Source organism: Nocardia sp. NBC_00416, from assembly GCF_036032445.1.
Classification (GTDB): Bacteria; Actinomycetota; Actinomycetes; order Mycobacteriales; family Mycobacteriaceae; genus Nocardia.
In genome coordinates this window covers 1,282,973-1,294,147 of sequence record NZ_CP107932.1, presented here as the reverse complement: position 1 = coordinate 1,294,147, position 11,175 = coordinate 1,282,973, and the positions used below count along the sequence as shown (strand labels likewise).

The following is an 11,175-nucleotide window of genomic DNA, read 5'->3' as shown; positions in this document are numbered from 1 at the left end:
CACCGATGACATCTCACTGGCGGAACTACCGGGCGATCCTGGCCCTCGCCGGGCCGATCGCCGGGATCCAACTCGCACAGGTCGCGCTGACCACGGTCGATCTGGCCATGATGGGACTGCTCGGGGTGGCCGCGGTGGCCGCGGGCGGGCTCGCGCTGTTGCTGTACAACCAGCTGCGCACCATGTGCGTCGGCATGATCACGGGTGTCGGGAACATGATCGCCGCGGCGGCCGGGCGCGGCGAGCAGCGAACCGGGACCGACGACCTCGGCACAGCCGCACACGAAGAGATCAGGGAATATCTGCGGGCGGCGCTGCTGGTCGCGACCCTGACCTCCGCGGCCGGCGCGCTCGTCCTGGTCGCGCTGAGCTATGCCCTGCGCGGGCTCGGGCAGGACGCGGCCGTGCTCGAACTCGCCCGGCCGATCATGTGGACCCTGGCCCCCGGACTGATTCCGATGCTGTGGCTGAACGTACTGCGGCAGTTCGCCGTCGGCATGCGCCGCGCCGGTTCCTTGCTCCGGGTGACACTCTGGTCGATCGGAGTCAACGCGCTGCTCGATGCGCTGTTCGTCTTCGGCTGGTTCGGCGTCCCGCGACTCGGCCCGGCGGGAATCGGGCTGGCCACCACACTGGTCCAGGTCTGGACCTGCGGCATCTATCTGTTCCGCGTCCGGCGCGACCCCGTGCTCGGTGACCTCGTGTCGCTACGGGCCTGGCACGCCGACCGCGCGACCGTGCTGCGGATAGTCCGCACGGGGGCGCCGATCTCACTGACCTACGGCGCGGAGGCGGCGATCACCTCGATCGCCACCGTGCTGATGGGCGGGTTCGGGGCGGTGGCGCTGGCCGCCAGCAATATCGTCAACCAGCTCGCCTACATCGTCTACCAGGTGAACATCGGACTGTCGCAGGGTTCGTCGATCCTGGTGAGCCGCACCGTAGGACAGGGCGACCGGGACGCGGTCGCCGCCATCGCGGGCCGGACCTTCGCTCTCGGTTTCGCCTTCATGACCGTGACCGGCCTGATCTACGTACTCGCGCCGGGACTCGTGCTGGCCCCGTTCCTCGGAGCCCACCGCGACGACGCCGCGGTGGTCGGGGCCGCTTCGACACTGCTGTGGTTCGCCATCGTCCAGCAGTACTGCAAGGGCTCGCAGAACCTGTGCATCGGCCTGCTGCGCGGTATCGGCAACACGAAGGCCGGGATGCAGAGCACGCTGGTGGGCTATTTCGCGCTCGGTGTACCCGCGATGACGGTCTTCGGACTGGCCTTGGACTGGCGCGGCCCGGGTATCTGGCTCGGTCTCTGCGTCGGTTTCGGTGCGACGGCCGCCCTGGTGTGGCGCCGCTTCCTGCGCGACCTGCGCATCGGTTCGCGCGAACGGGATCTGGTGGGCTGACGGCGGGTTCGACGCGACGTCGGACGGGCGGCCGGGGACCTCCGGCGGCCCGTGGTCGGAGACCGTGCCGCGTCAGCGGGCGATCGGGGACCTGCGCTCGGCGGGGGCTCGGAACCCGCCGCGCCGACAGATCACCCGATGCCGATCGACTGGGCCAGGAAGGGCCAGGAACTGCGCAGATCGTCCTCCCAGTAACCCCAGGAATGGGTTCCGGCCGGACGGTCGTCCAGCGTCACCGGGATATCGAGTTCGCGCAGACGATTCGTCATGTTCACCGTGCACTGGTGGATGGCCGCTTCGATCGGACCACCGAACGCGAGCTGTACCGGGAGCGGAATCCGGCCCTCCTGTACCCGCCGATCGGCAGGAGTGTCGTGCGGCGCCGCCGGGATCCCGCTGCCCGTGCTCAGATAGACGGGAGTCCCACGCAGTCGATCGGCGTTGACCAGCGGATCATTGGCACGCCACAGCGGCCCGCCGGCGGGACCCCACATGTTCTCGACGCTCTGCCCACCGCCCCAGAGTTCCACGGTGAGCCGCACGTACTCGTGTCCGACCGGATCCGAGGTCTGCGCACACCCGCTGTAGGACGCGACGCTCTTCCAGAATCCGGGCTCGGCGATCGCCAGATTCAGTACCGAGGTGCCGCTCATCGAAACCCCGGCCAGTGCACGGTCCCCGTTGGCGCCCAGGTAGCCCTCGATGACCGGCGGTAGCTCTTCGTTGAGGAAGGTCTGCCATTTGTTGCGACCCAGTACGGCGTCGTCGCGTAGCCAGTCGGTGTAGTAGGAGTTGGCGCCGCCGTACGGGGTGACGACATTGACATCCTTGCCGCGCAGGAAACTCACGGCGTCGGTCTGCACATCCCACCCGCTCTCGTTCGGACCACCCCCGGAACCGTTGAGCAGGTACATCGTGGGTCGCGGCTTTGACGCGTCGGCGGCACGGATGACCTGCACCGGAATCGCCCTGTTCATCGCGGGCGAGAACACCGTGACTGTTTGCCGGCGGTCGTCCACGGGATCCACCGATACGACACCGGCCGCCCCCGGGTCGGCAGTCACCGCGCTGCCCGACCCGACCAGGCCGCCGGTGGCCAGCGCAGCGGCCAGCACCCAGCGCAGTGTCGCGGTACCCATCGATTGCCTTGTTCTCACTATCCGGGACCCTCTCGTCTGACTGTCGTCGGTCACTGCGGGGATGCCGTCGCGGCGCCCCGGTGGCGACCGGGGCCGGGAACGGCACCCGAGGGAGTTCGTTCTGCCCCGGTTCCCGGTTTGGTCGATCGTCGACGAAAACTCGGAACAGCCCGGACGTGAGCAGGCTCGGCCCCGTGATCGAGAGGGAGATGAAGCTGCGGGCGGTTCGCCCGACACCGACGCGAGCGGACCTCAGTACGCCCCGTCACCTCTGGCGACAGCTCGGAGGGTGCGGGCGATGATCCGCAGATCCAACAGCATGGACCAGTTCTCGACGTAGGAGATATCGAGCTCGACCGATTCCTCGGGGGACAGATCCGAGCGTCCGCTCACCTGCCACAGCCCCGTGATCCCGGGACGCACCAGCAGCCGCCGGCGCATGACCCCGTCATAGGAATGGACCTCACGGCGCACCTGGGGGCGCGGTCCGACGACGCTCATATCGCGGCGGAGCACATTGAAGAACTGGGGCAGCTCGTCGAGGCTGTACTTGCGCAGGAGGCGGCCCACCGGAGTGACCCGCGGGTCGTCCTTCAACTTGAAGAACAGCGGGTTGCCGCCGTTGGCGCTGATCAACGTGGCGGCTTCGCGATCGGCCCGCAGGTACATACTGCGGAACTTGATCATCCGGAAGGGTTTGCCGTCCACGCCGATCCGCTCCGACAGGTAGAAGACCGGCCCGGCGCTGGTGAATTTGACCGCGCCCGCGAGAACGAGCAACACCGGCGCGATCGCCGTCAGGATCAGCACGGAAAAGCAGAGATCGAAGACGGCCTTGCCGAACGAGAGCGCCCGATCGTATTGCGGACGTTCGATGTGCAGCATCGGAATACCGGCCAGTACCTGGTTCGACATGCGGGTGCCGGAGATGTTCATGATGCCGGGCGCGACGATCAGCTCGGTGCCGAACGCGTCGAGGTCCCAGGCGAGTCGGCGGATATCGCGGGGGCCGAGCCGGTCGGTGGCCATCACCACGACGGTGTCGGCGCCGGTGCGGCGGACCGCACTGCGGACCGAGCGATCATTGCCGACGATCGGGATCTCGCGCGGGCCGACGCGCAGTGTGGCGGGTTCGGCGAGCGCGTCACCGGTGGGCGTGCACACACCGACGACGTAGTAGCCGTGCATATCCTGCTCGGAGAGGGCGGCCGTCACAGCGCGGGCGGCTTCGGGGCTGCCGACCACGAGAACCGAGCGGCGATACCGGCCCAGCGCCCGATGCCGGGCCGCGTGTCCCCGCCACAGGGCGCGGGTGGCGATCAGGCCGAACAAGCCGAGGGGCAATGCGACCACCAGGTGGTCGTGGGCGATATCGACGCGCAGGATCAGGGAGGCGATGGCGATCGTGCCGAACAGCTGCAGGGTGGCCGAGATGAGGCGACGGTATTCGTCGGCGCCCGCACCGATCGTGTGTGGAGACCGGGACCCGTTCGAGCCCAGCAGAATCGACCAGGCGAGCCCGATACCGAGGGTGAGCGCGGTGGTCCGCGGGTCGAGTTCCCAGCCGAGGGGATACATGCTGAACAGTTGCGCGCACAGGACTGCCGCGGCGACCACGAGGATGTCGGTACCGGCGAGCCGGCGCACATAACCGGCGCGCCATGAGTCCCGATCACCGGGACCCGGAAGGTGCAAGTCGACGGCACCTCCGACCACACCGAGATCCAGAACCATGAAACTTACCCGCTTGAACTTCGAACGTCCGTGCCCCGGCTGTCGTGCGCGACAGCTGATTACACGCTGTTTTCCGGGATGGCCCGCCTCGGGAACGCAGAGACGCCGCGCGGCGGAGCCGATCTTGTTGCAGAAGTATTGCCCCCATCGCCCATTCGCACAAGAGTCGAGTACGGAATCGTGATTCCGGACCGATCGGATCGGTCGCAAGTCCGGGGGAATTGCCCTTTTCGGTTGTCCACCATCGTTGTTCGACGGGCATTCGTTACGGAGTTTGCTGAAGATATGCCATAGGTCACTAATGAGCAAAGGTCTGGTGAGGCCGTGTCGCAACTGCGCCGGATAGGTGCTATTTTTCCGTCGATCGGCACAGAGAAGTTGCTTCTCGGGGCTGCGGGGCGCCGCCGATGTACGTGACCGTTTCGAGTGGAGCCCGAGTGCATTGTCGATTGTGTGATTCGTCCCGGCTGACCAGTGTCGTGGACCTGGGAGCGACACCTCCTTGTGAGAGTTTCCTGTCAGCGGAGCAGCTAAACCTGCCGGAATCCACCTATCCGTTACACCTGCGGGTGTGCGCGGACTGTCTTCTGCTGCAGATCCCCGCCCTCATCACACCGGAGGAGACGTTCACCGAATACGCCTACTTCTCCTCCTACTCCGACAGTTGGGTGCGGCACGCGCGGGAGTTCGTGCAGGCGGCGATCGCCCGGCTGGGACTGGATGAGCACTCGTTTCTCGTCGAGGTGGCGAGCAATGACGGCTATCTGCTGCGCCACGTGGTGGCGGCCGGTATTCCCTGCCTGGGTATCGAACCGTCGGAGAACGTGGGCGCGGCGGCGCGGGCGGCCGGAGTCCCGACAACCACCGGGTTCCTGGACGAGGACTCCGCTCGGCAGGTACGCGCCGAACACGGGCCCGCGCAATTGGTCGTGGCGAACAATGTGTACGCGCACATCCCCGACCTGCGCGGTTTCACCCGGGCATTGCGCACGCTGGTCGCCGACGACGGCTGGATCTCGATCGAGGTCCACCACGCGCTGAACCTGGTACGGCACGGCCAGTTCGACACGATCTACCACGAACATTTCCAGTACTACACCCTCGCATCGGCGCAGCGCGCGCTCGCGACGGCCGGACTGGCGGTGGCCGATGTGGAGACACTTCCGACGCACGGCGGGTCGCTGCGGATCTGGGCCCGGCCCGAAGCGGTGGCCGAACCGACGCCGCGGGTGGCGGAGCTGCTCGCGCTCGAGGCGGACGCCGGACTGCACGCGGTGCCGGGTTACCGCTCGCTGCGCGACCGGGCCGAAACGGTGCGCCACGAACTCCTGCGGTTCCTGCTCGAACAGAAGGCCGCCGGCAAGCGGGTGGTCGGCTACGGGGCGCCCGGTAAGGGCAATACCTTGCTGAACTATTGCGGTATCCGCCCCGACCTGCTCGAATACACGGTCGACCGCAATCCCTACAAGCACGGCCGTTACACCCCGGGCACCCGGATACCGATCCATCCGCCGGAACGGATCGACGCCGACCGCCCGGATTTCGTGGTCGTGCTGCCCTGGAACCTGGAGGCCGAACTCACCGAGCAGTTGCGCCATATCGGTGAATGGGGCGGGCGGCTGGTGTTCCCGTTACCCACCGTCCGTGTGGTGGAGCCGAGTCCGGTGGAGGTCGGCGCGCGATGAAGGTCGTGTTGTTCTGTGGTGGGTACGGCATGCGGATGCGCAGCGGAGAGACCGACGGTCCGCCCAAGCCGATGCAGATGGTGGGACCGCGGCCGCTGATCTGGCATGTGATGCGCTATTACGCGCATTTCGGCCACACCGAATTCATCCTCTGCCTCGGGTACGGCGCCCATCACATCAAGAATTTCTTCCTGACCTATCAGGAGACGATGTCCAACGATTTCGTCATCCGCGACGGCCGGGTCGAATTGCTGCACTGCGATATCGCCGACTGGACCATTACATTCGTCGACACCGGATTGGAGTCGGCCATCGGGGAGCGGCTGCGCCGGGTGCGGCCCCACCTCCAAGGTGACGACACGTTCCTGGCGAACTACTCCGATGTCCTCACCGACGCCCCGCTCGACGAGATGATCGACCAGTTCACCGCGTCCGGCGCCGCGGCCTCGATGATGATCGTGCCGCCGCAATCGTCGTTCCACTGCGTGGATGTGCTCCCCAGCGGTGAGGTCAAGCAGATCACCCCGGTGAGCAAACTCCCGATCTGGGAGAACGGCGGCTATTTCGTGCTGACCCAGGAGATCTTCGACCACCTGCCCGCGGGCGGGGACCTGGTGGAGGACTCCTGTGGAGCGCTGGCCGCGGTCGGCCGGCTGTACGGATACCAGCACGACGGGTTCTGGAAACCGGCGGACACCTTCAAGGAACGTGCCGAACTGGACGCCGGATACCATCGGGGCGATCGCCCGTGGATGGTGTGGGAGCGGGCCGCGCGGTGATCGATCTCGTTCCCGCGCGACTCGATGAGATCGCGCTGCTCGGCGCGCACTGCGACGATATCGCCATCGGTATGGGCGCGACCCTGTTGACGTTGACGCGCCGCCGTCCGGGACTGCGGGTGCGCGCCCTGGTGCTCTCCGGGGGTGCCACCACCCGCGCGGACGAGGAACGCACCGCGCTCGGCGCCTTCTGCGTGAACGCGGATCTGGAGTCGACGGTGCTGGACATCCCGGACGGGCGCGCCCCCGCGCACTGGGATCAGGTGAAGACAGCGCTCGCGCAGTTCCGGCGCGGCACCGATCCGGACATCGTGTTCGCCCCGCAGCGCGGCGACGCCCACCAGGACCATCGGTTGCTCGCGGAACTGGCGACGACCGAGTTCCGGGACCATCTGATACTCGGCTACGAGATCCTCAAATGGGAGACCGACACCCCCCGGCCGGCCCTACTGCATCCGGTATCGCCGGAGACCGCGGCCGAGAAGGCCCGGCTGCTGGCCGAATGCTACCCCTCGCAGTCCGGTCGCGACTGGTTCGACGACGAGGCGTTCCTCGGGTTGGCGCGGATCCGGGGAGTGCAGTGCCACGCCGCATATGCGGAGGGGTTCGAACTGACCAAGGCCGTCCTCGATTTCGGAGGTGCATAGCGATGCGTGTTCTCGTCACCGGCCACCAGGGGTATCTGGGCACCGTCATGGTTCCGGTGCTGCGTGCACACGGACACGAGGTGACCGGACTGGACACCGGATGGTTCGCCGACTGCGTCCTCGGCGCCGACCCCCAGGACCCACCCGGCCTGGCGGTCGACCTGCGCGATGTCTCGGTCGAACAGCTCACCGGTTTCGACGCGGTCATCCACCTCGCGGCGTTGTCGAACGACCCGCTGGGATCGTTGGTCCCCGAGATCACCCACGACATCAATCATCACGCCTCGGTGCGGCTCGCGACGCTGGCGAAAGAGGCGGGCGTCCGCCGCTTCCTGTACGCCTCCACCTGCTCGGTGTACGGGGCGGCCGGGGACGGGCTGGTCGACGAGACCGCGCCGCTGCGGCCGATCACCCCGTACGCCGAGAGCAAGGTGCGGGTGGAGGACGATCTCGTCGCGCTGGCCGACGCCGATTTCGCGCCGGTATTCCTGCGCAACGCGACCGCGTTCGGGTTCTCGCCGCGCCTGCGCGCCGATATCGTGCTCAACAATCTGGTCGGCCACGCCGTACTGGACGGGGTGGTGAAGGTGCTCTCCGACGGCACCCCGTGGCGTCCGCTGGTGCACGCCGCGGATATCGCCGAAGCGTTCGCGGTCTGCCTGACGGCTCCGGTCGCGGCGATCCACTGCCGGGCCTACAACATCGGCACCGAAGCCAACAACCGCACCGTCGCCGAGATCGCGCAGGCGGTGGCCGACGTGGTGCCCGGCGCCGAGGTTTTGATCACCGGCGAGTCCGGGGCCGATCCGCGCTCGTACCGGGTAGATTTCGCCGCCGCGCGGCGGGACCTGGGCTACGAGGCGCGCTGGACGATCGCCGACGGCGCGGCGCAGCTGTACACCGAGTACGTCGCCCGCGGCTTGACCGCGGCCGATTTCACGGGCCGATTCGTCCGGCTGGCGCGGCTGCGGCAGCTCGGCGAATCGGGCGCGGTGGACGCGACATTGCGTCGGGTCAGGGCCGGTGCGTGAGATGACCCGAGTCCAGCAGCGCCCGCCAGCTGCCCGCGGCCCGGTCGCGGGCCGAGACCACGGTGACCTCCTGCGGCCAGGCCAGGGCGAGATCGGGGTCGTCGTAGGCGACCCCGAGGTCCTCGGCCGGGTCGTGCGGGCGGTCGATGCGGTAGCAGACGTCCGCGGTGTCGGTGAGGGCCTGGAAGCCGTGCAGGAAGCCCGCCGGGATGTAGAGGTGCCGGAAATCGGCGTCGTCGAGCAGGAAAGCCCGGCTCCGGCCGAAAGTCGGCGAATCGGGGCGGATGTCGACCAGCACATCGTGCACCGCGCCGTGCGCGCAACGCACCAGTTTCGCTTCACCGCGACCACCGCGTCCGTGCATGCCGCGCACCACGCCGCGCGCCGACCGCGACTGCGAATCCTGCACGAAGGCCGCGGCCGCGCCGGGGCCGAGATGAGCGTCGAAGAGGTCGGCGTCGAAGGTGCGGGTGAACAGGCCACGCTCGTCGTGGAAGGGTTCGGGCGTCAGGATCAGTACATCGGTGAGTTCGGTCTGCTCGATTCGCACCGGGAGATCGTGCCATGAGCGGTTCCCGGGCCGCGGCGGCGCACGGCGCGCGTACCGCCGCACTCGATTCGGACCGGCCGGCGGATCCAGCGGGCTGCCGGGCCTGCGGGCACCGCGACTCGGCGCCGGTGCTGGATCTGGGCACTGTGCCCGCGGCCGATCACTTCCCGCCCGCCGCCACTCCCCCGCGTCCGGACGAGGCGGCGCATCCGCTGGCGATGGCGGTATGCCTCCGGTGTGGACTGGCGCAGTTGGTGCGTGACGATACGGTCACCGCCGAACCGCGCGGAGTGGAACCACGCGCGCTGCGCGACCAGGCCGCCGACGCCGTGGAACGGGTCGCCGCGGCCGGGCTGCTGCGCGGCGGCACGGTGCGCGAGTTCGCCAGCCCGCACGGCGGCAGCTGGCTGGAGCTGCTGGCCGAGCGCGGATTCGCGCGGACCGACCGGCCCGCGGACGTGGTGCTGGATTCGTTCGGCCTCATGCACGCACGCGATCAGGCGGCGGCCATGGCCGCGCGGGTCGCGGCGACCGCGCCGGACGGTGTTCTGCTGCTGCAATACCATCCGCTGCGCACCATCGTGTCCGGACAGCAGTGGAACGCCCTGCGGCACGGCCATTTCGCCTACTACACCCTGCGGGTCCTGCGCACAATGCTGCGGACCGCCGGGATGTCGGTGATCACGGCATGGGAATTCGGGCTGTACGGGGGCACGGTACTCGTCGCCGCCGTGCACGGCAGCGCCGAACCCGACGACGCGGTGCGCCGAGTACTGGCCGGCGAGGCGGGGATGGACGATCCGGAACTGCTGCGCGGACTGCAGCGGGCGGCCGACCGGCATGCCGAGACCTTGCGCGCGACGCTGGAATCGGCGGCCGCCCGCGGCGCCCGGGTGTACGCCTACGGGGCTGCCTCGCGCGCGGTGGCGCTGTTCTGCCGGGCGGGGGTGAGCCGTGCACTGCTGGCCGGGGTCGCCGACGCCGCACCGGCCAAACAGGGCCGCCGGATGCCGGGCACGGATGTGCCGATCATCAGCCCGGCCGAACTCGTCGCGGCACGGCCGGATCGGGTGCTGCTGACGGTGCCGGACCTGCTGCCCGAGGTATCCGAACGTTTCCCGGAACTGGCCGGACGCTGGTTCGTCGACGAACCGGCCGATCCCGCGCGGGAGCTGCCCATCCGGTAGTCAGTGCGGTCACCCCGGAGTGCGCGATGCCTGCTGCCCATCCGCTTCTCCGGTCGTTTCCTCGGATCGTCTCGTCCGTCGTACAGACGGTCTACACCTCGCCGAGCAGCGAATGCGGAACGCGGTCGTCAGGCCGATCGTGTTCCGCCCTGTTCCATTTCCCTCCATCGAAAGGATCATCAGTGGTCAGCGTGTCGGTCTGTGTGCCCGCCCTGGATGCCGGGCGGACGCTCGAGCAGACGCTGCGTTCGATTCTGAATCAGGACGCCGATTTCGAGCTGCTGGTACTCGACAACGCCAGCACCGACACCACCGGCGAGATCGCCGCGTCCTTCGACGATCCGCGGGTGCGGATACAGCGCAACGACACCACGCTGCCCATCGGCGACAACTGGAACCGCGCCGTCGCGCTGTCCACCGGCGACTTGGTGAAAGTCGTATGCGCCGACGATATTCTGCTGCCGGGTGCGCTGCCCGCGCAGCTGGCGGTCATGGAGGATCCGGCGTTCGCGATCAGTTCCAGTCGCTTCCAGGTGATCGACGAGCAGGGTGACCTGGTCGAAACCGACCTGGGCCTGCCGGGCCTCGACGGCGTACGAACATCGCGCGCGCTGGCTCGGACCATCGTGCGGCGCGGTCCCGCCGAGTTCGGTCCCACCGCCGCGGCGATGTTCCGGCGCGAGCATTTCGACCGGGTCGGCGGGTTCCGCGGGGACCTGGTGTTCCCGATGGATGTCGACCTGTTCGCCCGGGTCGGCCAGTTCGGCTTGTTCTTCGGCCTGCCCGGGGTGGCGGCGGCTTGGCGGTCCTCGTCGTTCAATCTGTGCGCGCGCACCTCGACGGTGAGCAAACTGAGCGAAAGCCTGCGCAGCCACCACCGCCTGGTCCGCGACGTGCCGCGACTCCTGTCGCCACTGGATGTGGCGATCGGCGATCTGCGCTTGGCGCGGACGGCGCTGGAACGGCTGCGGGTGCGGACGGGCCAATTCCTCGGCGCCCGGATCGAGGCGCGGCTATGAC

General features: G+C 68.4%; 10 protein-coding genes. 7 read left to right on the top strand and 3 right to left on the bottom strand.

The annotated features are described in order from the left end of the window. Window positions 1-5 precede the first annotated feature (5 nt). The gene (locus OG804_RS05865) at window positions 6-1,403 is read left to right on the top strand and encodes an MATE family efflux transporter (protein ID WP_328394652.1); all 1,398 of its coding nucleotides are present in this window, start codon (window positions 6-8) and stop codon (window positions 1,401-1,403) included. A gap of 131 nt (window positions 1,404-1,534) precedes the next feature. On the opposite strand, the gene OG804_RS05860 is transcribed toward OG804_RS05865, so the two are convergent. Together OG804_RS05860 and OG804_RS05855 are read right to left on the bottom strand one after the other, a co-directional pair. Beyond that, a complete protein-coding gene (locus OG804_RS05860) occupies window positions 1,535-2,542 on the bottom strand; it encodes an alpha/beta hydrolase (protein ID WP_328394650.1) in 1,008 nt (335 codons plus the stop codon). A gap of 252 nt (window positions 2,543-2,794) precedes the next feature. Then, on the bottom strand, window positions 2,795-4,276 hold the full coding sequence (locus OG804_RS05855) for a sugar transferase (RefSeq protein ID WP_328394648.1): 1,482 nt from the start codon (window positions 4,274-4,276) through the stop codon (window positions 2,795-2,797). 437 nt (window positions 4,277-4,713) lie between these two features. Between OG804_RS05855 and OG804_RS05850 the strand changes: the two genes are divergently transcribed. Genes OG804_RS05850 through OG804_RS05835 form a run of 4 tightly spaced genes read left to right on the top strand, consistent with a single transcriptional unit; the run spans window position 4,714 to window position 8,418 of the window. Next, window positions 4,714-5,961: a class I SAM-dependent methyltransferase gene (locus OG804_RS05850; RefSeq protein WP_328394646.1), complete on the top strand. Its 1,248-nt coding sequence runs from the start codon at window positions 4,714-4,716 to the stop codon at window positions 5,959-5,961. Beyond that, window positions 5,958-6,740: a glucose-1-phosphate cytidylyltransferase gene (locus OG804_RS05845; protein WP_328394644.1), complete on the top strand. Its 783-nt coding sequence runs from the start codon at window positions 5,958-5,960 to the stop codon at window positions 6,738-6,740. Before OG804_RS05850 ends, OG804_RS05845 begins: the two co-directional genes overlap by 4 nt. Next, window positions 6,737-7,387: a PIG-L deacetylase family protein gene (locus tag OG804_RS05840; protein ID WP_328394642.1), complete on the top strand. Its 651-nt coding sequence runs from the start codon at window positions 6,737-6,739 to the stop codon at window positions 7,385-7,387. The genes OG804_RS05845 and OG804_RS05840 overlap by 4 nt, the downstream gene beginning before the upstream one ends. A gap of 2 nt (window positions 7,388-7,389) precedes the next feature. Further along, window positions 7,390-8,418, top strand: coding sequence for an NAD-dependent epimerase/dehydratase family protein (locus OG804_RS05835; protein ID WP_328394640.1), 1,029 nt, complete (start codon window positions 7,390-7,392; stop codon window positions 8,416-8,418). Here OG804_RS05835 and rfbC read toward each other — a convergent pair. Further along, window positions 8,402-8,968: a dTDP-4-dehydrorhamnose 3,5-epimerase gene (rfbC, locus tag OG804_RS05830; RefSeq protein ID WP_328394638.1), complete on the bottom strand. Its 567-nt coding sequence runs from the start codon at window positions 8,966-8,968 to the stop codon at window positions 8,402-8,404. The genes OG804_RS05835 and rfbC overlap by 17 nt on opposite strands. A gap of 14 nt (window positions 8,969-8,982) precedes the next feature. On the opposite strand from rfbC, the gene OG804_RS05825 reads away from it, so the two are divergent. Both OG804_RS05825 and OG804_RS05820 read left to right on the top strand, forming a co-directional pair. Next, window positions 8,983-10,155: a class I SAM-dependent methyltransferase gene (locus OG804_RS05825; RefSeq protein WP_328394636.1), complete on the top strand. Its 1,173-nt coding sequence runs from the start codon at window positions 8,983-8,985 to the stop codon at window positions 10,153-10,155. Between the two features lie 182 nt (window positions 10,156-10,337). Then, window positions 10,338-11,174 carry a glycosyltransferase family 2 protein gene (locus OG804_RS05820; protein WP_328394634.1) on the top strand — a complete coding sequence of 279 codons (837 nt, stop codon included), beginning with the start codon at window positions 10,338-10,340 and terminating at the stop codon, window positions 11,172-11,174. The last annotated feature ends 1 nt before the right edge of the window (window position 11,175 follow it).

What these genes read in the sequence shown, in the direction of transcription:
- OG804_RS05865 (WP_328394652.1), top strand. Translation starts at nt 6, where the DNA reads ATGACATCTCACTGGCGGAACTACCGGGCGATCCTGGCCCTCGCCGGG.
- OG804_RS05860 (WP_328394650.1), bottom strand. Translation starts at nt 2,542, where the DNA reads ATGGGTACCGCGACACTGCGCTGGGTGCTGGCCGCTGCGCTGGCCACC.
- OG804_RS05855 (WP_328394648.1), bottom strand. Translation starts at nt 4,276, where the DNA reads ATGGTTCTGGATCTCGGTGTGGTCGGAGGTGCCGTCGACTTGCACCTT.
- OG804_RS05845 (WP_328394644.1), top strand. Translation starts at nt 5,958, where the DNA reads ATGAAGGTCGTGTTGTTCTGTGGTGGGTACGGCATGCGGATGCGCAGC.
- OG804_RS05835 (WP_328394640.1), top strand. Translation starts at nt 7,390, where the DNA reads ATGCGTGTTCTCGTCACCGGCCACCAGGGGTATCTGGGCACCGTCATG.
- OG804_RS05825 (WP_328394636.1), top strand. Translation starts at nt 8,983, where the DNA reads ATGAGCGGTTCCCGGGCCGCGGCGGCGCACGGCGCGCGTACCGCCGCA.